This is a genomic window from Bacillus sp. N3378-2at (assembly GCF_033412715.1).
Classification (GTDB): Bacteria; Bacillota; Bacilli; order Bacillales; family Bacillaceae; genus Bacillus; species Bacillus subtilis.
Map to the genome: position 1 here is coordinate 545489 of NZ_CP117986.1, position 23757 is coordinate 569245.

At 41.9% G+C, this 23757-nt stretch carries 27 protein-coding genes and 1 riboswitch; of the genes, 24 read left to right on the forward strand and 3 right to left on the reverse strand.

Annotated features, from left to right (window positions below):
• The first annotated feature begins 70 nt into the window (after nt 1-70).
• From sigX to aroD, 3 genes are all read left to right on the forward strand, one after another.
• A complete protein-coding gene (gene sigX, locus PUN35_RS03015) occupies nt 71-655 on the forward strand; it encodes an RNA polymerase sigma factor SigX (protein ID WP_003230521.1) in 585 nt (194 codons plus the stop codon).
• Complete coding sequence (rsiX, locus tag PUN35_RS03020; RefSeq protein ID WP_033881334.1) at nt 591-1694, forward strand: anti-sigma-X factor RsiX; 1104 nt, start codon at nt 591-593, stop codon at nt 1692-1694. Before sigX ends, rsiX begins: the two co-directional genes overlap by 65 nt.
• Before the next feature lie 111 nt (nt 1695-1805).
• A complete protein-coding gene (gene aroD, locus PUN35_RS03025) occupies nt 1806-2573 on the forward strand; it encodes a type I 3-dehydroquinate dehydratase (RefSeq protein WP_014480151.1) in 768 nt (255 codons plus the stop codon).
• A 41-nt stretch (nt 2574-2614) separates the two neighbouring features.
• Here the strand turns inward: aroD and serA are convergent, their stop codons facing one another.
• Nucleotides 2615-4192: a phosphoglycerate dehydrogenase gene (gene serA / locus PUN35_RS03030; RefSeq protein ID WP_004398713.1), complete on the reverse strand. Its 1578-nt coding sequence runs from the start codon at nt 4190-4192 to the stop codon at nt 2615-2617.
• A gap of 208 nt (nt 4193-4400) precedes the next feature.
• A riboswitch (FMN riboswitch) is annotated at nt 4401-4535 on the forward strand.
• Nucleotides 4536-4688: 153 nt separating this feature from the next.
• Between serA and fmnP the strand changes: the two genes are divergently transcribed.
• Complete coding sequence (gene fmnP / locus PUN35_RS03035; RefSeq protein ID WP_014480150.1) at nt 4689-5261, forward strand: riboflavin transporter FmnP; 573 nt, start codon at nt 4689-4691, stop codon at nt 5259-5261.
• 39 nt (nt 5262-5300) lie between these two features.
• On the opposite strand, the gene PUN35_RS03040 is transcribed toward fmnP, so the two are convergent.
• The gene (locus PUN35_RS03040) at nt 5301-5549 is read right to left on the reverse strand and encodes a ferredoxin (protein WP_003225461.1); all 249 of its coding nucleotides are present in this window, start codon (nt 5547-5549) and stop codon (nt 5301-5303) included.
• A gap of 265 nt (nt 5550-5814) precedes the next feature.
• Here PUN35_RS03040 and PUN35_RS03045 point away from each other — a divergent pair, with 265 nt between their 5' ends.
• From PUN35_RS03045 to fni, 17 genes are all read left to right on the forward strand, one after another.
• Nucleotides 5815-6873 carry a YpbB family protein gene (locus PUN35_RS03045; RefSeq protein ID WP_014480149.1) on the forward strand — a complete coding sequence of 353 codons (1059 nt, stop codon included), beginning with the start codon at nt 5815-5817 and terminating at the stop codon, nt 6871-6873.
• The gene (locus PUN35_RS03050) at nt 6866-8356 is read left to right on the forward strand and encodes a RecQ family ATP-dependent DNA helicase (protein WP_014480148.1); all 1491 of its coding nucleotides are present in this window, start codon (nt 6866-6868) and stop codon (nt 8354-8356) included. Before PUN35_RS03045 ends, PUN35_RS03050 begins: the two co-directional genes overlap by 8 nt.
• A gap of 26 nt (nt 8357-8382) precedes the next feature.
• Nucleotides 8383-8985 (forward strand): CPBP family intramembrane glutamic endopeptidase, encoded by a 603-nt coding sequence (locus tag PUN35_RS03055; RefSeq protein ID WP_014477208.1) that lies wholly within the window; start codon nt 8383-8385, stop codon nt 8983-8985.
• Nucleotides 8936-9658 (forward strand): LysM peptidoglycan-binding domain-containing protein, encoded by a 723-nt coding sequence (locus PUN35_RS03060; protein ID WP_004398603.1) that lies wholly within the window; start codon nt 8936-8938, stop codon nt 9656-9658. The genes PUN35_RS03055 and PUN35_RS03060 overlap by 50 nt, the downstream gene beginning before the upstream one ends.
• 62 nt (nt 9659-9720) lie before the next feature.
• Nucleotides 9721-10164, forward strand: coding sequence for a YpbF family protein (locus PUN35_RS03065; RefSeq protein WP_014480147.1), 444 nt, complete (start codon nt 9721-9723; stop codon nt 10162-10164).
• Between the two features lie 85 nt (nt 10165-10249).
• The gene (locus PUN35_RS03070) at nt 10250-11029 is read left to right on the forward strand and encodes a metallophosphoesterase (RefSeq protein ID WP_014480146.1); all 780 of its coding nucleotides are present in this window, start codon (nt 10250-10252) and stop codon (nt 11027-11029) included.
• Nucleotides 11030-11187: 158 nt separating this feature from the next.
• Nucleotides 11188-11772, forward strand: coding sequence for a genetic competence negative regulator (locus tag PUN35_RS03075; protein ID WP_003230533.1), 585 nt, complete (start codon nt 11188-11190; stop codon nt 11770-11772).
• A 155-nt stretch (nt 11773-11927) separates the two neighbouring features.
• Nucleotides 11928-13202 (forward strand): NAD-specific glutamate dehydrogenase, encoded by a 1275-nt coding sequence (gene gudB / locus PUN35_RS03080; protein WP_003230536.1) that lies wholly within the window; start codon nt 11928-11930, stop codon nt 13200-13202.
• 107 nt (nt 13203-13309) lie between these two features.
• Nucleotides 13310-14284: a YpdA family putative bacillithiol disulfide reductase gene (locus tag PUN35_RS03085; RefSeq protein WP_014480145.1), complete on the forward strand. Its 975-nt coding sequence runs from the start codon at nt 13310-13312 to the stop codon at nt 14282-14284.
• A gap of 119 nt (nt 14285-14403) precedes the next feature.
• Entirely contained in the window at nt 14404-15060 is a 657-nt protein-coding gene (gene prsW / locus PUN35_RS03090; protein ID WP_014480144.1) for a glutamic-type intramembrane protease PrsW, read from the forward strand.
• 152 nt (nt 15061-15212) lie between these two features.
• Nucleotides 15213-16130, forward strand: a complete 918-nt coding sequence (gene sleB, locus PUN35_RS03095; RefSeq protein ID WP_014480142.1) for a spore cortex-lytic enzyme — start codon at nt 15213-15215, stop codon at nt 16128-16130.
• A gap of 34 nt (nt 16131-16164) precedes the next feature.
• Nucleotides 16165-17517, forward strand: coding sequence for a germination protein YpeB (ypeB, locus tag PUN35_RS03100; RefSeq protein ID WP_014480141.1), 1353 nt, complete (start codon nt 16165-16167; stop codon nt 17515-17517).
• A gap of 93 nt (nt 17518-17610) precedes the next feature.
• Entirely contained in the window at nt 17611-18264 is a 654-nt protein-coding gene (dgrA, locus tag PUN35_RS03105; RefSeq protein WP_014480140.1) for a cyclic di-GMP receptor DgrA, read from the forward strand.
• Nucleotides 18265-18308: 44 nt separating this feature from the next.
• Nucleotides 18309-18485, forward strand: coding sequence for a YpfB family protein (locus PUN35_RS03110; protein WP_014480139.1), 177 nt, complete (start codon nt 18309-18311; stop codon nt 18483-18485).
• Between the two features lie 78 nt (nt 18486-18563).
• Nucleotides 18564-19238 (forward strand): (d)CMP kinase, encoded by a 675-nt coding sequence (cmk, locus tag PUN35_RS03115; RefSeq protein ID WP_014480138.1) that lies wholly within the window; start codon nt 18564-18566, stop codon nt 19236-19238.
• 232 nt (nt 19239-19470) lie between these two features.
• Entirely contained in the window at nt 19471-20619 is a 1149-nt protein-coding gene (rpsA, locus tag PUN35_RS03120) for a 30S ribosomal protein S1 (protein WP_014477197.1), read from the forward strand.
• A 12-nt stretch (nt 20620-20631) separates the two neighbouring features.
• Nucleotides 20632-21681: a type 2 isopentenyl-diphosphate Delta-isomerase gene (gene fni, locus PUN35_RS03125; RefSeq protein WP_014480137.1), complete on the forward strand. Its 1050-nt coding sequence runs from the start codon at nt 20632-20634 to the stop codon at nt 21679-21681.
• Between the two features lie 42 nt (nt 21682-21723).
• On the opposite strand, the gene PUN35_RS03130 is transcribed toward fni, so the two are convergent.
• On the reverse strand, nt 21724-21855 hold the full coding sequence (locus tag PUN35_RS03130) for a YpzI family protein (RefSeq protein ID WP_003225499.1): 132 nt from the start codon (nt 21853-21855) through the stop codon (nt 21724-21726).
• A 76-nt stretch (nt 21856-21931) separates the two neighbouring features.
• Between PUN35_RS03130 and PUN35_RS03135 the strand changes: the two genes are divergently transcribed.
• Genes PUN35_RS03135 through PUN35_RS03145 form a run of 3 tightly spaced genes read left to right on the forward strand, consistent with a single transcriptional unit; the run spans nt 21932 to nt 23612 of the window.
• Nucleotides 21932-22531 (forward strand): YphA family membrane protein, encoded by a 600-nt coding sequence (locus PUN35_RS03135; protein WP_014480136.1) that lies wholly within the window; start codon nt 21932-21934, stop codon nt 22529-22531.
• Entirely contained in the window at nt 22528-23421 is an 894-nt protein-coding gene (locus tag PUN35_RS03140; protein ID WP_003230562.1) for a YIEGIA family protein, read from the forward strand. The genes PUN35_RS03135 and PUN35_RS03140 overlap by 4 nt, the downstream gene beginning before the upstream one ends.
• Nucleotides 23418-23612, forward strand: a complete 195-nt coding sequence (locus PUN35_RS03145; RefSeq protein ID WP_014480135.1) for a capping complex subunit for YIEGIA — start codon at nt 23418-23420, stop codon at nt 23610-23612. Before PUN35_RS03140 ends, PUN35_RS03145 begins: the two co-directional genes overlap by 4 nt.
• Nucleotides 23613-23757: the final 145 nt, after the last annotated feature.

A 23757-nucleotide genomic window follows, 5' to 3' on the forward strand; every position in this document is an offset into this window, starting at 1 on the left:
CTCGTAATATAGTTGTAATGTAACTTTTCAAGCTATTCATACGACAAAAAAGTGAACGGAGGGGTTTCAAATGGAAGAAACCTTTCAATTATTATATGATACATATCATCAAGATTTGTACCAATTTTTATTTTATATGGTAAAGGATAAAAACCAGACAGAAGACCTTCTTCAAGAGGTTTATATCCGGGTATTAAATTCTTATCATACGTTTGAAGGAAGAAGCAGTGAAAAAACATGGCTATTGTCTATCGCACGCCATGTTGCGATAGACTGGTTCCGTAAACAGCAAACAATCAGACAGCGTATACTCGGTACATTTGACTGGGATACACAGGATGTCAGGGATCAGCAATTGCTACCGGACGAACTTGCCGTTCAACATGAAAATGTCCGGGAAATTTATGCTGCGCTTGATCAATGTACAATCGATCAAAGAGCTGTGATTATCTTGCGGTTTATTCAGGGATATTCAATACAGGAAACAGCCAAGGCTCTGCGCTTCTCGGAAAGCAAAGTAAAAACGACCCAACACAGAGGGCTCAAAGTACTTCGGAAACATATGGAGCTTTTGAGGGAGGAGCTAATGGATGATGAAGTCAGAATGGAACGAAGAACAGATAAAGGAGTTGTTAAGTCAACTTCCGGCAGTTAAAGACCATCGTTCGCCTCAGGATATTTACAAGCGGCTGACGATGGCAAAGCGTAAAAATAAGCCCGCTGTCAGGTGGATTGGCCCCGCGTGTGCCGCTGCAATTGCGGTTTATATCGCCTTCATTATTTCTCCTCATTTCTTTGATCAGGCACAGCCTCAACAAAAAGAAGCGTCCCAAGAGAACGCAGTAACGAAAACTGAGACAGAAGACAGCCCAAAAGCTGCATCGTCCTTGGATCATACATCGTTTGTTGTACCTGAAAAGGAACAAGACAATTACATCACTGTAGCAGTTGCTGATGCCGATACATCCGCAATCATACCCGTCAGCATCCAAAAAACAAATGCAGACCAAACGATCCAGGATATGCTGTTTGAAAGTAGTGAATTGGGCATCCTTGATCATGCCATTACAATTCCAACCTTCATAGATGAAGTAGAAATAAAGGAAAAACCAAAGCAGAAGGAATTAAGTATACGAGTCCATCAGCCAGCTACGGCATTTTCTGTAAAAGATGATACACTGTTAAAAAAATTGCTTAAAGAATCCTTAAAATGGAGTCCTTATGAAAAAGTCAAATTTTTATCGGATCAAAATGAGACTGGGGTTCGGATTGGCTCATATGGCACTTTTACGGAAATTTCGATTCCCAAACAGTCAAAAAGAGCTTACTACTTGTATAAAAATAAACAAGGGAACTTTCTCATTCCGTCAGAAAAAACATTTGATACGGTAAAAGAAGCGATTAATGAAATGGAATCGAGCAGCCAAGAAGATACAACACCGCTTATTCAAGCGGGTACTGTCCAATCTGTAACGAAGAAACAGAAGCACTTATATATCCGTTTCTCAAAGGACTCAGAAGTTGAGGATTCTATTGCCGGTATTTTAATGATTGAGGGACTTCTTTTAACCGCAAAAGAGTTTGGCTTCACAGAAGTGACCTTTACCGAAACCAGAACAAACAAAATCGGCAAATATGACGTATCAGATGCAATTCCGGTACCGGCTGCTCCAAATCCGATTTTCTTAAACTAAAATGGGCCCTTTGAGGCTCTTTTTTAGTTGCTATTCATATAATAGAAATTTTCAAAAAAAAGTTGTACGTGTATAATAAAACAAGGTAACGATTGAAAGGATTTGAGATGAGTGAACGTGTTAACGATTAAAGGAGTTTCCATCGGGGAAGGAATGCCGAAAATCATCGTTCCGCTGATGGGAAAGACGGAAAAACAAATTCTGAATGAAGCAGAGGCAGTAAAATTACTGAATCCGGACATTGTTGAATGGAGAGTCGACGTATTTGAAAAAGCGAATGACAGAGAAGCGGTCACAAAGCTCATTTCTAAGCTTCGTAAATCTTTAGAAGACAAGCTATTTCTATTTACATTCAGAACCCACAAAGAGGGCGGGAGCATGGAGATGGACGAAAGCTCCTATCTTGCTTTGCTGGAATCGGCAATCCAAACAAAAGACATCGATCTGATAGATATCGAATTATTTTCAGGAGATGCAAATGTAAAGGCGTTAGTATCGCTGGCGGAAGAAAACAACGTCTATGTGGTGATGTCAAATCACGACTTTGAAAAAACGCCTTCGAAAGATGAGATTCTTTCAAGGCTTCGAAAAATGCAGGAATTAGGCGCGCATATTCCAAAAATGGCTGTCATGCCAAATGATACTGGAGATCTCCTAACGCTGCTTGATGCGACGTATACAATGAAAACAAAATATGCAGACCGTCCCATTATTACAATGTCAATGGCTGCAACAGGGCTTATCAGCAGGCTGAGCGGTGAGGTTTTTGGATCGGCTTGTACTTTTGGAGCTGGAGAAGAGGCGTCTGCACCAGGCCAAATTCCTGTTTCTGAGCTAAGGAGTGTCTTAGATATTTTGCATAAAAACACACGGGGGTAGAACAATAAAAAACTCAAGCTTTATGGCTTGAGTTTTTTTGATTATGGCAGATCAATGAGCTTCACGGACACAATATCAGGGACATTTGTTAGTTCTTTCACAATTTTATCTTCCAGATGTCTGTCAAAGGAAAGCATCATGATGGCTTCTCCGCCTTTTTCCTTACGGCCAACCTGCATGGTTGCAATGTTAATATCATTATCTCCGAGAATACGTCCTACTCGGCCGATGACACCTGTTGTATCTTGATGCTGGATATACACCAAGTGACCTGTCGGATAAAAATCAATATTAAATCCATTGATCTCGACAATTCGTTCTCCGAAATGAGGAATATACGTAGCCGTTACAGTAAAGGTGCTGCGGTCTCCTGTCACTTTTACGCTGATGCAGTTATCGTATCCAGATTCAGAAGAGGAAATTTTTTCACTGAAGCTGATGCCGCGTTCTTTTGCGACACCCCCGGCATTGACCTCGTTAACAGTAGAGTCAACGCGCGGTTTTAAAAAGCCTGACAGAAGGGCTTTTGTAATGAACGATGTTTCAAGTTTAGCAATTGTGCCTTCATATTGAATGGCAACATCCTGTACTGGTTCTTTCATGCACTGTGATACAAGGCTGCCAATTTTTCCTGCAATTTGATGGTAGGGTTTAATTTTAGCAAATTCATCCTTTGTCATGGCAGGCAGGTTGATAGCTGACATGACAGGCAGGCCTTTTGCGAACTGCAGAACTTCTTCTGACACTTGGGCGGCGACATTGAGCTGTGCTTCTTTCGTTGATGCTCCCAAGTGAGGAGTGGCAATGACTAATGGATGATCAACAAGTTTATTGTCAACTGGCGGTTCAACTTCGAAAACGTCAAGCGCCGCTCCCGCAACATGCCCGTTTTCCAAAGCTTCGAGAAGTGCTGCTTCATCGATAATTCCGCCTCGCGCACAGTTAATTAAGCGAACGCCTTTTTTCGTTTTTGCAATCGTTTCTTTATTCAATAAGCCTTTTGTTTCTTTTGTTAAAGGCGTGTGAACGGTAATGATATCCGCACTTTCAAGCACTTCTTCAAATGTACGGCTGTTTACGCCGATTTTTTTCGCTCTTTCTTCCGTTAAGAAAGGATCAAAAACGTGCACAGTCATACCGAATGCTCTCGCACGCTGTGCAATTTCACTTCCGATTCGGCCTAATCCTACAATACCAAGCGTTTTTCCATAAAGCTCTGAACCGACATAAGCTGTGCGGTTCCACTCTCTGGATTTCACTGAGATATTAGCCTGCGGAATGTGTCTCATTAAAGAAGATATCATTGCAAATGTATGCTCAGCTGTCGAAATGGTGTTGCCGTTCGGAGCATTGATCACGATTACCCCGTGTTTCGTAGCCTCATCAATATCGATATTATCGACACCGACACCGGCTCTTCCGACAATTTTTAAAGAAGTCATTTTGTTGAAAAGGTCTTCTGTTACTTTTGTCGCACTTCGCACCAAAAGAGCATCAAAAGTATGTAATTCATCTTCTGCATCTGCTACGTTTTTTTGAACGATTTCAATAAAGTCTGATTCAATAAGTGGCTGTAAACCGTCGTTGCTCATTTTGTCTGAGACCAATACTCGAAACATCGTTAGATTTCCTCCTAAATTGACAAACTAAATATCTGATAATTTAACATATTCTCAAAAGAGTGTCAACGTGTATTGACGCAGTAAAGGATAAAAGTAAAGCCTAATAAATCAATGATTTGACAGCTTGCAGGTAATATATATAATTTGAAGCAATTCTCTATACAGCCAACCAGTTATCGTTTATAATGTAATTAAATTTCATATGATCAATCTTCGGGGCAGGGTGAAATTCCCTACCGGCGGTGATGAGCCAATGGCTCTAAGCCCGCGAGCTGTCTTTACAGCAGGATTCGGTGAGATTCCGGAGCCGACAGTACAGTCTGGATGGGAGAAGATGGAGGTTCATAAGCGTTTTGAAATTGAATTTTTCAAACGTTTCTTTGCCTAGCCTAATTTTCGAAACCCCGCTTTTATATATGAAGCGGTTTTTTTATTGGCTGGAAAAGAACCTTTCTGTTTTCGAGTAAGATGTGATCGAAAAGGAGAGAATGAAGTGAAAGTAAAAAAATTAGTTGTGGTCAGCATGCTGAGCAGCATTGCATTTGTTTTGATGCTGTTAAATTTCCCGTTTCCGGGTCTTCCGGATTATTTAAAAATCGATTTTAGCGACGTTCCCGCTATTATTGCCATTCTGATTTACGGACCTTTGGCGGGTATTGCCGTAGAAGCGATAAAAAATGTTCCTCAGTATATCATTCAGGGAAGCATGGCCGGAGTTCCTGTAGGGCAAGTTGCGAATTTTATTGCAGGAACACTCTTTATATTGCCGACTGCTTTCTTATTTAAAAAACTCAACTCAGCAAAGGGCTTGGCTGTCAGCCTGCTTTTGGGAACTGCAGCGATGACCATTTTAATGAGTATTTTAAATTATGTTCTGATTCTTCCGGCATACACGTGGTTTTTACATTCACCGGCATTATCCGACAGCGCGCTAAAAACAGCAGTCGTCGCAGGTATCCTCCCGTTTAACATGATAAAAGGTATTGTAATTACGGTTGTATTCTCACTAATTTTTATCAAGCTTAAGCCATGGATTGAGCAGCAGCGAAGTGCACATATCCATTAAATAAAAAAGCTCCCGTTCGGGAGCTTTTTTTAGTTACTTCTATTCAAATTTAAGCGGGTCGCCTTCAAATGGCTCATCCGCCACTTTGATGGAATCAGTAGGGCATCCTTCAAATGCGTCAATCATATCTTCTTCCAGTACCTCAGGAACTTCGACAACACCTTTGTTTTCATCAAGCGTTACGAACGCGATGCCTTCATCATCGTAATCGTAAATGTCTGGTGCAGCAGCTCCGCAAGCGCCGCATGCAATACATGTATCTTTGTCTACGATTGTGTACTTTGCCATGAATAAAACCTCCCAGATTGTTCTTGGTGGAACAAATGGATCAATCTTTATATTTAATCAATTTAACACCTATTCCTCTTACTTATTGTAATGATGTTGCTGCCACATTTCAACAGAAAAATGATTGAGAATGCTTATCACATAAGGGGTTATCTACATAACATCCCCCTTAATGATGACTTTAAACGTCGATTTCTGTTTGAAATCTGTTAAAATAAAAAGAGCAAATCAACGATTTTTGTCAGGAAGAATGTAGGTGGATAGGTTGTCATTAAATTACTTCGATATTATGGTTCTCGATTGCCTTTGCAAAATAAACGGGGAACGGTCGGGAAGCGCTGTTTTTCACCTATTCAAAGGCAAGAGATCGTCACAAACCATTCAAGATGCCGGCTTATTTCAGACTGCAAAATACTTTGGAATGGCGGCGCAATGTTCGAGAAGCGATGTTTCTGAGTCGCTTGACAAGCTTGAAAAGCATTCATATCTCTCGCCAATGTCTGAAACAGATACATACAAAGTGACAGCCAGCGGCGCAGCAGTTTTAAGGCATGCCCTTAGCGAGCGGCCTTGGCCCGTTCATTGTCACGGCGCTCATTATCAGCAGGCTGCCGGTGTGCTTTGGAAAAGGCTTTCGCTGCTTGTGCAGGTCCTATCCCATAAACAGCAAGGGAGCAGGCAGTATATCCCTGTCACAAAGGATCATAAGACACTTCACTGGGTAAAGAAATACCTGTCCCGGCATACGGATCATATAGAGATGGCAAAAAGCCTTTTTGCCATGCTTGAGGCGCATTTGAAAAAGATTGAAAACAAAGCAGCGCAAATTTTTGTCTACTCCTTAACCTCGCACCATCGGATCGGTTATACTAGCAGGCAGCTTGCTGATACGCTGAAAGAAGACGAATGGTATGTCTATATCATGTTTTGGGCTTCGGTACATTATTTTATTCATTCTCTTCCGGAGTGTGAAGATGCTTTGTTAAAGGATCTCCTTTCTGATGTGCACTTAGATAATGCCCTGACAGAGTCGACGAGGAAAACATGGCAGATGGTCAAACAAGGGTTTCCGATACATCGAATTGCTGAAATCAGAAAGCTGAAAACAGCGACGATTGAAGACCACATTGTCGAGATTTCTCTCCATGAGCCTGCGTTTATGATTAATGATTATGTATCAGCAGAAGACCAGCTCCAAATCGCAGAGTTTGCCAAACGGATGCGGACGAATAAAATCAAACAAATTCGCGACGGGCTGGAACAGCGGTTCAGCTACTTTCAAATCAGACTGGCATTGACAAAGCAGGTGCAGCAATATGACTAAATTACAGCAAACGTTATATCAGTTTTTTGGTTTTACTTCCTTTAAAAAAGGGCAGCAGGACATTATTGAAAGCATACTCAGCGGGAAGGATACCATTGCAATGCTCCCGACTGGGGGAGGGAAATCGCTTTGCTACCAGCTGCCTGGTTATATGCTTGACGGCATGGTATTAATCGTTTCTCCACTGCTTTCTTTAATGGAGGATCAGGTGCAGCAGCTCAAAGCCCGGGGGGAAAAGCGTGCTGCAGCTTTGAACAGCATGCTTAACAGGCAGGAAAGACAATTTGTTTTAGAACATATTCATCGATATAAATTTTTGTACTTGTCTCCTGAAGCTTTACAGTCTCCATATGTATTGGAAAAATTGAAAAGCGTCCCGATCAGCCTATTTGTTATTGACGAAGCGCATTGTATTTCTGAATGGGGACACGACTTCAGGCCTGATTATTCAAAGCTCGGACAGCTGAGAAAAAAACTTGGTCACCCGCCCGTTCTGGCATTGACCGCCACGGCTACAAAGGAAACGCTGCAAGATGTCATGAACCTGCTGGAGCTGCAGCATGCTGTACGCCATCTCAACTCAGTCAACCGCCCAAACATCGCACTGAGGGTTGAAAATGCGGTGGATACTGCCGAAAAAATAGATAGGGTCATTCAGCTGGTTGAAAACCTGCAAGGTCCGGGAATTGTTTATTGTCCGACACGGAAATGGGCCGAGGAATTAGCGGGTGAAATTAAAAGCAAAACGAGCAGCAGAGCCGACTTTTACCATGGCGGTTTGGAGTCAGGGGACCGGATTTTAATTCAGCAGCAGTTTATTCATAACCAGCTTGATGTGATATGTTGTACGAATGCGTTTGGAATGGGTGTCGATAAACCCGATATCAGATATGTGATTCATTTTCACCTCCCGCAGACGGCAGAAGCTTTTATGCAGGAAATCGGCAGAGCGGGCCGTGATGGAAAGCCGAGTGTCAGCATTTTGCTGCGGGCGCCAGGGGATTTTGAATTGCAGGAACAGATTATCCAGATGGAGAGTGTCACAGCTGAAGAAATCGCCGACGTAATCCGTGTCCTAGAAAAGACGGAGGAGCGGGATGAGAGAAGGCTGCGTGACGTATTACTTCAGTATGGCGTCGGAGAGACACAGGCCCGTATGATGATTCATCTCTTTATGCAGGGGAAAACATCAGTTGAACTGATGAAGAAAGAAATTTCATATCGCATGGAGCTGAAGCTGGAAAAAATGCACCGTGTATCATTTTTGCTTCAGCGTGACGGCTGTTTAAGGCAGGCACTGTTAACCTACTTCGATGAATCATACGAGCCTGATGACGGAAACCTCCCGTGCTGTTCACATTGCGGTTTTGATTTATCCTTGTATGAACTAAAAGGGGCACGGAGTAAAATGGCGCCATTAGACAGCTGGAGTTCGGAATTGCACCGGATATTCAGCTTGCAGACTGTAGGTGAGCTGAACTGAAACAGCAAAAAGATTATATTCAGCATATGACTGACCGTGATATGCTGAAGCAGTTATATTTGACGCAGCTACTCATCATCTTTGCCGCTGCTGCAGCAGGACTGTTCTTTTTTGAGGATGTACGGGACGTATTAAAGCTCTGGGACATTCGCGATATGCGAATCATCTGGTATGGTGTTTCTATAGCTGTTATTGTTATTTTAGCCGATATGGCAGTAATGAAATGGTTTCCGTCTCATTTATATGATGACGGCGGAATCAATAAAAAAATATTCAGTAAGAGGTCAATCCCTCATATTATATTTTTAACGCTTCTGATTGCTTTCGCGGAAGAAATGTTATTCAGAGGAGTGCTGCAGACTCATATCGGTTTATGGGCGGCCAGCCTTATATTTGCCGCTCTGCACTTTCGGTATTTGTCAAAATGGCTGTTATTTATTATGGTGACAGCAATCAGCTTTTTGCTCGGTCTGATGTATGAATGGACCGGCAACTTATTTGTTCCGATGACGGCGCATTTTATCATTGATGCCGTGTTTGCCTGTCAGATTCGTTTTGAACATGTGAGGAGGGATAAACATGACGAACATGTCGAGAGTAGAGAGAAGAAAAGCCCAGAATCTTTATGAAGATCAAAACGCCGCATTGGCGGACGATTATGTCGATGATGGAGAAAGCCTTCCGACAAGACAATCTGTAAAAAATCAAAGAGAACAGAAAAAAAAGCAAGGCAAAACAAAAACGCCATTATTCACAGTACTCGCAGTAATATTTGTATTTGTGCCGGTTATCGTTTTAGTCACCTTATTTTATCTAAAGAGCCACCCGGATAATCATGACGATTATGAAGATGTTTTTATTGACAGCAGCCAAAGCAAATATGAGGTTGTCCCGAAATCAGAGGATAAAAACGATACCGCAGACACTAAAGAAACCGCACTGCAGAAGGAGTCAAAAAAAGAGCCAGAAGATTCCAAGCCAAAAGAGCAAACAGCTGCTGATAAGAAACAGACTGCTGTAGCGGAAAAAGAAGACTCGCCAAATAAGGAGGAAGCAACCGCCGCGGCTGCTTCCTCTTCCCAATCAACAGTACAACAGCAAGAACAGCCAGCTGAGCCAGTTCAAAATGTGCCGAATCGCGTTGTCAAGCACACCGTCCAAAAGAAAGAAACGCTATACCGCATTTCCATGAAGTATTATAAAAGCCGGACAGGAGAAGAAAAAATTCGAGCATATAATCATCTGAATGGAAATGATGTTTACACCGGACAAGTTTTGGACATCCCTTTAATGGATGAATAGGGTATTATTTTTATTTTACGTTCATATATTGTAGCAATGAAAATGGACAAGGTGTGAAGCGTATGGAATCCTTATGGAATCAGCTGGATCAGTTTACAGACGCGCCGACCAAACAGATGCTCCAAGCGCTTGTAAAACGAAAACAAAAATTCGAAAATTATGCAGCACAATGCCGCAGATGGCGATGGGCTTCACTTATCTGCCTAGGCTTATTATGTGTTATGATCATGAGCAAAAGCCCGGAGCCTCAGCTTATACTTCAAGAAATACTCAGCCATACCTTTTATTTATTTTGGATGCTGGCAACCGCTTTTGCCTACTGCACTTCATATTATTTCAAGAAAAAGGAAGAAAAATCCGAGACCGATTTCCATAAACTGAGATGTGAAATTATTCAGAAAAGCACTGATCTCTGGCCGCAGCCCGATAAATGGAAGGCGAGAGAGTCTGTTTTTCATATGATGAAGCACAAATATGACATTAATCTATATTTTGAAAGTAAATAAAATGGGGCGTTTTCTCAAACGATAGAAACGTCTTTTTTTATTGTCCGTCTTATTGATAAGTTCTAAAAAGAATGGAGAGTTTTTTATGAAGCTATCAGTGAAAATTGCCGGTGTACTAACTGTTGCGGCAGCGGCAATGACGGCAAAAATGTATGCAACAGCAAAAGGCAATCATTTGAAGACACATACGTTTCCTTTATCAAAGATGAAGGGCAAGCCGCCTCTGACAATCTTTTTTATTTCAGACATTCACAAACGTCTCATCGATCAAGACCTTTTAGAAAAAGCGCGAAGCCATGCCCCCCACTTGGTTATAATCGGCGGTGATTTAGCTGAGGGCGGGGTGCCCAGTGCGAGAATCGAGGAAAACATCAAAAGGCTCGTACATTTCGGGGTCCCTATCGTGTTTGTGTGGGGGAATAATGATTATGAAGTCAGGCAGCATAAGCTGTATTCCATATTTAAAGCGCACGGCATCATCACTCTGAGAAATGAGTCAGTCCCGTTTTCATACAATGGGCATACGATTGCGATTGCGGGGGTTGATGATATCAGGATGGAGATGGATCATTATGAGGAAGCCATCAAAGAACTTGATGAAAGCCAGCTGAATATTCTGGTTTGCCATAATCCGGAGATTCATGAACAAATCAATGAAGATGACGGTATTGATGTGATACTCAGCGGACATACCCATGGAGGCCAGATCAGGTTTGGAAAATTCGGCCCTTATGAACTGGGGAAAACAGGTATTGTTAAAAACGCGGCATATCTAATCAGCAACGGCTACGGCACGACAAAAGTGCCTCTTCGTTTAGGTGCTGAGCCTGAAACTCACATTGTGACTCTTTGCGGGCCAGAATAACTTCTAAAAAGCAAAAATCCGTATGGCAATAAAAACTGCATTGTGCTTGTCTTACTAGTGAACTCAGTGTAAACTGATAACAATTAAGAACCTATGACTCATCATCTCATATAATGTGTTATATGATTTGTGTGCAAGTAGAGGCAGGAGGGAACGTTATGCGGCTTGAGCGTCTGAATTATAATAAGATCAAAATCTTTTTAACCCTCGATGATTTGACAGACCGGGGATTGACAAAAGAAGACCTCTGGAAGGACTCATTTAAAGTCCACCAGTTATTTAAAGATATGATGAATGAAGCAAATACAGAGCTCGGCTTTGAAGCGAATGGACCGATTGCAGTGGAAGTGTATTCTCTCCAAGCACAAGGGATGGTCGTGATTGTAACAAAGAACCAAGACGCCGATTCAGAAGACGATGAGTATGATGATGATTACATCGAAATGCAAGTCAAGCTTGATGAAAGCGCGGACATCATATATCAATTCCATTCCTTTGAAGATATCATTCAGCTTTCAGAAAGCTTACAGCGAATCGGTATCACAGGGGGAACTGTCTACCACTATGACGGGCAGTACTTTTTAAGCCTTGAAGATCTAGGGTCACATACGGCTGAAGGGGTTGTGGCGGTTCTGGCTGAATACGGCAATCCGACAACTTTAACGATTTATCGCCTGCAAGAGTATGGTAAGCTCATTATGGACGGTAATGCCGTAGAAACGATACAAACTCATTTTTCATAAGAATGCAACGGAAAACTGCTGATTTCAGCAGTTTTTTTTCGTTAAAAAACATGGAAAAACATAACGTTTATTCTATGCACAGATCATATGAAGGTGTATACTATTCTCTGAAAGGGAGCATGTGAGAAACAGAAGATTCTAGGAGGTTAACTCAAATGGCAGCCGATCGAAACACCGGTCATACAGAAGAGGACAAACTTGATGTATTAAAATCAACCCAAACCGTAATACATAAGGCTCTGGAAAAATTGGGATATCCCGAAGAGGTATACGAATTGTTAAAAGAGCCGATGAGATTATTAACGGTAAAAATACCTGTTCGTATGGACGACGGTTCAGTTAAGATTTTCACAGGATATCGTGCGCAGCACAATGACTCTGTCGGTCCAACGAAAGGCGGGATACGTTTTCACCCGAATGTAACAGAAAAAGAGGTGAAGGCGCTTTCAATTTGGATGAGTTTAAAATGCGGCATAATTGATCTTCCATATGGCGGTGGTAAAGGCGGAATTGTTTGTGATCCAAGGGATATGTCGTTTAGAGAGCTGGAGCGTCTGAGCAGAGGGTATGTCAGAGCGATCAGCCAAATTGTCGGCCCGACAAAAGACGTGCCGGCACCGGATGTATTTACAAACTCACAAATCATGGCTTGGATGATGGATGAGTATTCAAGAATTGATGAATTTAATTCGCCTGGATTTATTACAGGCAAACCGCTTGTGCTTGGCGGATCTCACGGGAGAGAATCTGCGACAGCAAAAGGTGTTACCATCTGTATTAAAGAAGCGGCTAAGAAGAGAGGCATCGATATTAAAGGTGCGCGTGTCGTTGTCCAAGGCTTCGGAAACGCGGGAAGCTATTTGGCAAAATTTATGCATGATGCGGGGGCAAAAGTTGTCGGCATCTCAGATGCGTATGGCGGACTTTATGATCCGGAAGGCCTTGATATCGATTATTTACTCGACCGACGCGACAGCTTCGGTACCGTAACAAAGCTTTTCAACGATACCATTACCAACCAAGAGCTGCTGGAGCTGGATTGTGATATTCTCGTTCCTGCTGCGATTGAAAATCAAATTACAGAAGAAAATGCCCATAATATTCGGGCTAAAATTGTCGTTGAAGCAGCGAACGGACCAACAACGCTTGAAGGAACAAAGATTCTTTCAGACCGGGACATTCTGCTTGTACCAGACGTGCTGGCAAGTGCCGGTGGCGTAACAGTTTCTTATTTTGAATGGGTTCAGAATAACCAAGGCTTCTACTGGAGTGAAGAAGAGGTAGAAGAAAAATTAGAAAAAATGATGGTCAAATCATTTAACAATATTTATGAAATGGCTAACAACCGAAGAATTGACATGAGGCTCGCTGCATATATGGTCGGCGTTCGCAAAATGGCTGAAGCTTCGCGTTTTAGAGGCTGGATATAAGTTGATGATTTGCATAAAAATAAAAAATCTCCTATGATAAAATAGGAGATTTTTTTATTCGGAAATAGAAATATAAAGTGAAATGCCAATCGCAGGAGTTGACAGAAATGATTCAAGAAAAAGCAATTATTATAGGCGGAGGGCCTTGCGGACTATCCGCTGCCATTCACCTAAAAGAAATTGGCATTGATGCCCTCGTCATCGAAAAAGGCAATGTCGTTAACAGTATTTACAATTATCCGACGCATCAAACCTTTTTCAGCTCAAGTGAAAAGCTCGAAATCGGAGATGTGGCATTTATTACGGAAAACAGGAAGCCTGTCAGAATTCAGGCTTTATCGTATTACCGAGAAGTCGTCAAACGGAAAAACATCCGTGTTAACGCATTTGAAATGGTGCATAAAGTGACGAAAACGGAAAATAATACATTTGTTATTGAGACGTCAAAAGAGACCTACAAGACGCCATATTGTATCATCGCCACAGGCTATTATGATCATCCAAACTATATGAATGTACCCGGTGAGAATTTGCCGAAAGTATTTCATTATTTTAAAGAAGGCCACCCGTATTTTGATAAAGATGTTGTTGTCATCGGCGGGAAAAATTCAAGCGTGGATGCTGCCCTTGAACTCGTGAAATCTGGGGCGCGTGTCACAGTTTTATATAGGGGCAATGAGTATTCTCCAAGCATTAAGCCGTGGATTCTGCCGGAATTTGAAGCCCTCGTCAGAAACGGTACAATCCGTATGGAATTTGGCGCGTGTGTCGAAAAAATCACTGAGGATGAAGTTGTGTATCGCTCCGGAGAGAAAGAACTCATTACCATTAAAAATGATTTTGTATTTGCCATGACAGGCTATCATCCCGATCATCAATTTCTTGAAAAAATTGGTGTTGAAATTGATAAAGAAACAGGGCGTCCATATTTCAACGAAGAAACGATGGAAACGAACGTTGAAGGTGTCTTTATTGCCGGGGTTATTGCTGCGGGAAACAATGCAAATGAAATATTTATTGAAAACGGCAGGTTTCACGGGGGGCATATCGCAGCGGAAATCGCCAAAAGAGAAAACCATTAAAGATGAGGAGCATATGATGCATTCGTATGCTCTTTTTGTTTTTTTAAGTGCAGACAGATGTAAAATTTTAAACAACATGGTAGGATAGACGTAGGAATATAAAGGAAAGAGGTTGCCTGATGTTTGCAATCATCTCTGCAGGAATTGCCCCCGGCATCGCGTTATTAAGTTATTTTTATTTAAAAGATCAGTATGATAATGAACCTGTACATATGGTGCTTCGGTCGTTTTTTCTCGGGGTTGTTCTTGTATTTCCCATCATGTTTATCCAGTATGTACTTGAAAAAGAGAATGTAGGAGGCGGAAGTTTTTTCGTTTCTTTTTTATCCTCGGGGTTTTTGGAGGAATCATTAAAATGGTTTATACTGATGATCAGTGTTTACCCGCACGCCCACTTTGATGAGCATTATGACGGGATTGTGTACGGTACAAGTGTATCACTCGGTTTTGCAACCCTCGAAAATATTCTTTATTTAATTGGCCACGGCGTAGAGCATGCGTTTGTCAGGGCGCTGCTGCCTGTTTCATGCCATGCCTTGATTGGCGTTATAATGGGATTTTACCTTGGAAAAGCCCGTTTTTCCGCTGATAAGGCGCGTGTAAAGTGGCTTACTCTTTCTTTAGTTGTCCCATCCCTTTTGCATGGATCATATGATTTTATCCTAACAGCGCTTAGCAATTGGATTTATTATATGCTTCCATTTATGGTATTTTTATGGTGGTTTGGTTTGCGTAAAGCGAAAAAAGCCCGTTCCGTTAATATGATGCAAGTATAGAAGCCGCACAGCAACCGTGCGGCTTTTTTGCGTGCAGTTTTTACAAAAGAGTTTTGATGTTCTGAGGGATAACAAGGAAAGAGTGTATAAAAATAACCTCGTTACAGAAAATACGATTACACTTAAAAATTTGCAGTAGGAGGCTTGAAAAGATGAAGTCCAAAGGATCGATTATGGCATGTCTCATCCTTTTTTCCTTTACAATAACGACGTTTTTCAATACTGAAACCATCTCTGCCTTTTCGAATCAGGTCATTCAAAGAGGGGCAACCGGGGACGATGTGGTCGAACTTCAGGCGCGTCTTCAATACAACGGATATTATAACGGAAAAATTGACGGGGTTTATGGATGGGGGACGTACTGGGCAGTTCGGAATTTTCAGGATCAATTCGGGTTAAAAGAGGTTGACGGCCTTGTAGGAGCTAAAACAAAGCAAACCTTAATATGTAAATCAAAATACTATCGTGAATATGTCATGGAACAACTCAATAAAGGGAATACATTCACGCATTACGGAAAAATTCCGCTAAAGTATCAGACGAAACCATCAAAAGCAGCAACACAAAAGGCAAGACAACAAGCAGAAGCACGGCAGAAACAGCCTGCGGAAAAAACAACGCAGCAGCCTAAAGCGAATGCGAATAAACAGCAAAACAATACACCAGCAAAAGCAAGAAAACAGGATGCGGTAGCAGCGAACATGCCTGGTGGATTTTCCAACAACGATATCAGGCTGCTTGCTCAAGCGGTTTATGGCGAAGCCCGGGGCGAGCCGTACGAGGGACAGGTTGCTATTGCAGCAGTCATTTTAAACCGTTTGAACAGCCCGTTATTTCCAAATTCAGTAGCGGGGGTTATTTTTGAGCCGCTTGCCTTCACAGCAGTAGCCGACGGACAAATTTACATGCAGCCGAATGAAACGGCACGAGAAGCAGTGCTGGATGCCATCAATGGCTGGGACCCATCAGAGGAAGCACTTTACTACTTTAATCCGGATACGGCTACAAGTCCGTGGATTTGGGGGCGTCCGCAGATTAAAAGAATCGGTAAACACATTTTCTGTGAGTAGCAGATATGAGAAAGCATAAAAAGAGGTGTGATAAATGATCAGAGGAATTTTAATCGCCGTGCTTGGTATTGCAATAGTCGGTACAGGCTACTGGGGATACAAAGAACACCAGGAAAAAGACGCAGTTCTTCTTCATGCTGAAAATAACTATCAGCGGGCGTTTCATGAGCTTACCTATCAGGTGGATCAGCTTCATGATAAAATCGGAACAACACTTGCCATGAACAGCCAAAAATCACTGTCGCCTGCATTGATCGATGTGTGGAGGATTACATCAGAAGCTCATAACAGCGTCAGTCAGCTGCCGCTTACATTAATGCCGTTTAATAAAACTGAAGAGCTATTATCAAAGATCGGCGATTTCAGCTATAAAACGTCAGTCAGAGATTTGGACCAAAAGCCGCTTGATAAAAACGAGTATACATCACTAAATAAGCTATATCAGCAGTCCGAAGATATACAAAATGAATTGCGTCATGTTCAGCACCTTGTCATGAGCAAAAACCTTCGCTGGATGGACGTAGAAATGGCCCTGGCTTCTGACGAAAAACAAAGTGATAATACGATTATCAACAGCTTTAAAACAGTCGAAAAAAATGTTGGTGCATTCTCCACTGGCACTGATCTTGGCCCGAGTTTCACCAGTACGAAAAAAGAAGAGAAAGGCTTCAGCCATCTGAAGGGAAAACAAATTTCCGAACAGGAAGCAAAACAAATTGCTGAGCGCTTTGCCCCAGATGACAATTATTCAATTAAAGTGGTAAAGAGCGGAAAAAAAACAAATCGCGATGTATATAGCATCAGCATGAAAGACCCAGACCATAAAGCAGTGATTTATATGGATATTACGAAGAAGGGCGGGCATCCGGTATACTTGATCCAAAACAGGGAAGTGAAAGATCAGAAAATCAGTTTAAATGACGGATCGAACCGAGCGCTTGCATTTTTAAAGAAAAACGGATTTGAAACAGATGATTTGCAAATTGATGAAAGTGCCCAATATGATAAAATCGGTGTATTTTCATATGTTCCTGTTGAAAATAAAGTCCGGATGTACCCGGAGGCAATTCGTATGAAAGTGGCCTTGGATGACGGTGAGGTTGTCGGCTTTTCAGCAAGAGACTTCCTCACATCTCACAGAAAAAGAACCATACCTAAGCCTGCAATTACTGAAGCAGAGGCAAAGTCTAAATTAAATAAAAATGTACAAGTGAGAGAAACAAGGCTCGCTTTGATTACAAATGAACTAGGTCAAGAAGTGTTATGTTACGAAATGCTTGGAACAATTGAAAATGACACATTCAGAATGTATATCAATGCCAAAGACGGATCGGAAGAAAAGGTTGAAAAACTAAAAAATGCAGAACCTATATATAAAGACCTATAAAAAATAGGAGGAAAGGACTAAATGTCTTTTCCTTTTTTTCATTACGTGCTTTAATAAAAACGTGAGTATATTGAATGCGAAAGAGTGAAGTCAATGATAGAGATTGGAGAAACTGTACTTTTAGAATATATAGAAGAAAATGAATTGAAAAAGGCAAAAAGCAAGGCGGTCAGCATCGAAAACAATGAACTTTTGATCGCGTATCCTGTTGATGTAGTTACAGGGCGAACTGTGATTTTACATAACGATATGGAAGTAATGGTAGAGTTTGTGGGAAAAGACGAAGTTCCTTATCGCTTTATAAGCCGTATAAAAGGTAAAGTGAAGGACAAACTTCAAATGATCTGTCTTGAAGTGCCTCCACGTGAAAAAATGAAAAGAATCCAGCGCCGCCAATATGTAAGAACTGATGCCGTATTAGATGTGCAAATTCAGCCGGGAAATGAAGAAGAGATCCGCACACTATCTTATAACATCAGTGCAGGCGGCATCGCCGTGGTTTTAGCTGATGGCCTTTCTTTTCAATCGGGGGAATCATTGCGCCTGATCATCCGTCTTCCTGAAGAGGAGCACACACGTCAAATAGAAACAGAAGCAGTTGTCAGACGAATCTTTAATGACCCCAAGTCAGGAAAACGCAAAATGACTTTAGAGTATTCAGAAATTGCAGCAGGTGACCAGCAGGCTTTGCTTCAATACTGCATCCGGCGCCAGTTAAATAAGAGAAGAAAGGCCCGAATGGAATAAACATCGGCAAACACTTCCATACTATTTGTAATGGAGGTGCTCCAATGAAAACATTTGAACGGCTGCTGATCAAATTATTGTTCATTCAGGCCATCATTTTACTTGGTGTCCAATTTCTTTTTCACTATCAGCATATTGAACCATACGTATCAAAAGTGATTCAATATGAAGGGGTGGATAACATGGAGGGGGACAATAAGATTGAAACCTTCAAACATTAATTATTCATCAATTTTTCACCCTTTTTCATATAGTTCGTGATACAATCCATAGAGGAGAAAAGAGCAAGGAGAGGAATTATGGAAAAGAAATTATCGATTGCAATTGACGGCCCGGCAGCTGCGGGGAAAAGCACCGTTGCCAAAATTGTGGCTGAGAAAAAATCGTACATATATATTGATACAGGAGCAATGTATCGGGCGATTACGTACGCGGCTTTACAGGAAAACGTTGATCTGACAGATGAAGAAAAACTGGCTGAGCTGCTAAAGCGGACAGACATTGAGCTAATTACAACAAAAGATGGACAAAAAGTGCTTGTAAACGGCACAGATGTAACTGAGGCGATCAGAACAGATGAAGTCAGCAACCAAGTTTCAATTGCGGCCAAGCACAGAAGTGTCAGAGAAGAAATGGTGAAACGCCAGCAGCAGCTTGGGGAAAAAGGCGGCGTCGTCATGGATGGTCGTGACATCGGGACGCATGTGCTGCCAAATGCAGAAGTAAAAATCTTTCTTTTGGCATCTGTTGAAGAGAGAGCGAAACGCCGTTATGAAGAAAATGTGAAAAAAGGCTTTGATGTCAACTACGAAACATTAATTGAGGAAATTGCAAGAAGAGACAAGCTTGATTCAGAGCGCGAAGTATCTCCGCTGCGTAAAGCAGAAGACGCTCTTGAAATCGACACGACATCGCTTTCCATTCAAGAGGTAGCTGATAAAATCCTCGAGGCTGTGGAGCAAAAGTCCCGCTGAGGATGGCAAATGCCACTTTTTTTGAATTTTTCAACGAAGATAGAATGTTATTGCTTGACAAACCTGTCCTTTTATTAGAAGTTAATACTAATAAAACTTTTTATTGATCATTCAAAAAACTTTTTTGGATGAATCTTTAATACATATTCGGCTAAAAGCGGGCATGTTATATGTTCAGCTTTCAAACCGTTTTAATTAAGCTGTGTAGGTTTGGACCAAGGAGGTTATTCAAATGACAGAGGAAATGAATCAAATTGATGTTCAAGTGCCAGAGGTTGGAGATGTAGTTAAAGGGATTGTGACAAAGGTAGAAGACAAACATGTAGATGTAGAAATTATCAATGTCAAACAATCCGGTATTATTCCAATCAGTGAATTATCAAGTCTTCATGTAGAGAAAGCATCGGATGTTGTTAAAGTAGACGACGAGCTTGACCTGAAAGTAACAAAAGTGGAAGACGATGCTTTGATTTTATCTAAACGTGCTGTTGATGCAGACCGCGCTTGGGAAGACCTTGAGAAAAAATTTGAAACAAAAGAAGTGTTTGAAGCTGAAGTGAAAGATGTCGTGAAAGGCGGCCTTGTCGTTGATATCGGCGTTCGCGGTTTTATTCCGGCATCGCTTGTTGAAGCACATTTCGTTGAAGACTTCACTGACTATAAAGGAAAAACACTGTCACTGCTCGTTGTAGAGCTTGACCGTGATAAAAACCGCGTGATCCTTTCACACCGTGCTGTTGTTGAAAGTGAACAAGCGAATAAAAAACAAGAACTTCTTCAGTCTCTTGAAGTTGGGAGTGTACTTGATGGCAAAGTACAGCGCCTGACTGATTTTGGCGCGTTTGTTGATATCGGCGGCATCGACGGACTTGTACACATTTCACAGCTTTCCCACTCTCATGTAGAGAAACCGTCTGACGTTGTTGAAGAGGGACAAGAAGTAAAAGTGAAAGTGTTATCGGTTGACCGTGACAATGAACGTATTTCTTTATCAATCAAAGATACACTGCCTGGACCTTGGAGCCAAATCGGCGAAAAAGTGAAGCCTGGCGATGTGCTTGAAGGAACTGTACAGCGTCTTGTAAGCTTCGGTGCCTTTGTTGAAATCCTTCCAGGTGTTGAAGGTCTCGTTCATATTTCTCAAATTTCCAATAAACACATCGGCACGCCGCATGAAGTCCTTGAAGAAGGACAGACTGTAAAAGTGAAGGTTCTTGATGTGAATGAAAATGAGGAGCGCATTTCATTAAGCATGCGTGAACTTGAAGAAACGCCTAAAGCTGATCAGGAAGATTACCGTCAATATCAAGCGAAGGAAGAAACAAGCACTGGCTTCCAGCTTGGAGATCTGATCGGAGATAAGCTGAATAAACTAAAATAATTGGTGATAAACGTGACTCGAGCAGAACGAAAAAGACAACACATCAATCATGCCTTGTCCACCGGCCAGAAGCGGGAAACAGGTCTTGATGATATTACGTTTGTTCACGTCAGTCTGCCCGATCTTGCATTAGAACAAGTAGATATTTCCACGAAAATCGGCGAACTTTCAAGCAGTTCGCCGATTTTTATCAATGCAATGACTGGCGGCGGCGGAAAACTTACATATGAGATTAATAAATCGCTTGCGCGAGCGGCTTATCAGGCTGGAATTCCCCTTGCTGTGGGATCGCAAATGTCAGCATTAAAAGATCCATCAGAGCGTCTATCCTATGAAATTGTTCGAAAGGAAAACCCAAACGGGCTGATTTTTGCCAACCTGGGAAGCGAGGCAACGGCTGCTCAGGCAAAGGAAGCTGTTGAGATGATTGGAGCAAACGCACTGCAGATCCACCTCAATGTGATTCAGGAAATTGTGATGCCTGAAGGAGACAGAAGCTTTAGCGGCGCACTGGAACGTATTGAACAAATTTGCAGTCATGTCAGTGTACCAGTCATTGTGAAAGAAGTCGGATTCGGTATGAGCAAAGAATCAGCAGGAAAGCTGTATGAAGCTGGTGCTGCAGCTGTTGACATTGGCGGTTACGGAGGGACAAATTTCTCGAAAATCGAAAATCTCCGAAGACAGCGGAAAATCTCCTTTTTTAACTCGTGGGGCATTTCGACAGCTGCCAGTTTGGCGGAAATCCGCTCTGAGTTTCCTGCAAGCACCATGATCGCCTCTGGCGGTCTGCAAGATGCACTTGACGTGGCAAAGGCAATTGCGCTTGGGGCCTCTTGCACCGGAATGGCAGGGCATTTTTTAAAAGCGCTGACTGACAGTGGTGAGGAAGGACTGCTTGAGGAGATTCAGCTGATCCTTGAGGAATTAAAGATGATTATGACCGTGCTGGGCGCCAGAACGATTGACGATTTACAAAAGGCGCCCCTTGTGATCAAAGGTGAAACCCATCATTGGCTCACAGAGAGAGGGATCAATACATCAAGCTATAGTGTGCGATAAATGATAAAAGCCCAAAACCATATGTGGTTTGGGCTTTTTGTATTATGATTTTCGCTTTTTGAATCTTCCGTTTTGTTCAAGGCTTGTCGCTCCGTCATAGTGAATGGACTGGTCGCGGTCTGATTCGACTCTGCCTGAAGCTTTGAGTTTTTTCTCTTGTCTGTCTTTTCCCATGATCATACTCCTTAATGTGAGATCGATTGTTTAAAAAATGTGCTTGAACTCCATACTGGGAATATGGAGGAGTAAAATGGAACAATTTTATTACTATTGGTCAATGTGGTTTCTGTGGGTTCTGACAACATTTATTTTTGAAAAGACGAAAAGACGAATTGCCGTCTCTGTCTTTATTTTAACTAATATTATTCTAAGCATACATGACATCGCTTTATATTTTTCCCTGAATGTTGCATATTTGATGTTTTTCGTTTGCGGATGTGTCTATGCCGGGTATTTGGGAATGTATCGTTTTCGTTACATCATGGTCTATCTGACGCTCGTTGCCGCGTATGCGTTTGTTTATCTTTTTGCATTATATGACCCGGTTTGGTTCATCATAAAACCTGAGTGGGCTGCTGTTATATTAATAGTGCTTTTAACAGCTTCTGTTGAAAGGAATTTTGAGAAGCAGCTTGTCTTATTTGTCCTAGGGATGTGCCAAGGCGAACTGGTGTATTCATTTGTGATCCAGAAGTTGGCCGGGGCTATGGCTGTCGGCGGCTTTCAATGGCTGAATGCGTGTTCTGCGGGAATGATATTGCTGTTTGGCATATCTAAATACGAACACCTCGCAAGCCAGATTGGTCAGAAAAGCAAAAGATCAAACAAAGGAGCTACCAAAATGTCATGAGTGATTACATCTATCCGATTATTGCTGGGGTCATTGCCGGAATTGCGACAAGGCTTTATATGCTGAAAACGGATTACCGCCAGTATCCGACCTATGTTCATGGGAAAGTGATTCACATCGCACTGGGGTTGATAGCGGCTGGTTTAGGTGCAATTATTATGCCGGCGCTTTTGCAGGAGGAATTTACGGCCATCACATTTTTAACATTGGCAGCGACGCAATTTAGAGATGTCCGAAACATGGAGCGGAACACATTGACGCAAATGGATTCGTATGAACTTGTCTCAAGGGGAAGCACATATATTGAGGGGATTGCCATTGCGTTTGAAAGCAGAAATTATATTGTGATCTTTACAGCGCTTTTGACAACCTCTGCGTATGTGTTTTTATCCATCTGGGCTGCTGTCATAGCGGCTGTCGTTTGTTTTTTACTGGCTATGAAGTTTATGTCGGGCAGTGTGTTGAAGGATATTGTAGATATCGAGTACATAAAGCCGCGCTTTGACGGTCCGGGACTGTTTGTTGATAATATTTATATGATGAATATCGGGCTTCCAGAGAAACAGGAACTGATTTTAAAGCATGGCATGGGCTTTATTTTGACGCCGAAAAACTTTAATTCAGCAGCGACGATAGCAAATTTAGGGCAGCGTCAGGCCATTTTATTTGATGTTTCCAATGTGCTCGGGGTTTATCGGGATTCAGGAGAACCATCTTTGACACCAATTGCAAAACGGGATTTAAATGATGGGAGAGTGGCAGTATTTGTTCTTCCGCAAATTCACCATCCCGAAACGGCTGTTCAAATTATTAGCAATGTTCCAACCCTGGAAAATGCGATTAGAATGCCGACTGAATTTATCAAGAATCAGGATAAGGTGATAGGATGAGTGAATCTCTTACGAAAGTGATTTTGTCTGTAATCACGACAAATCCAAACAGGGTTGCAGGGGGAGCACCTGTCTTTTTTTGCAATGACCAAAAGGAGATGGAGCTTTTCGCTAAAAATCTTGAGGCGATCCTTGATGGAATAGCTCACAGAATCGGAGATGACGTGTATTTGATCGTGAAACATTTTTAAGAATAGTTGTGATCCCAGTAAAAACTGATATAATAAATGAGTTAAGCCCTTCCTCTGAAGGGTTTCTTTTCATAAAAGTGAATGAAATGATTTTAATAACCGGTTGAAAATTTATGTAAAAATGAAAGCGGCTGGATTGAAAGGA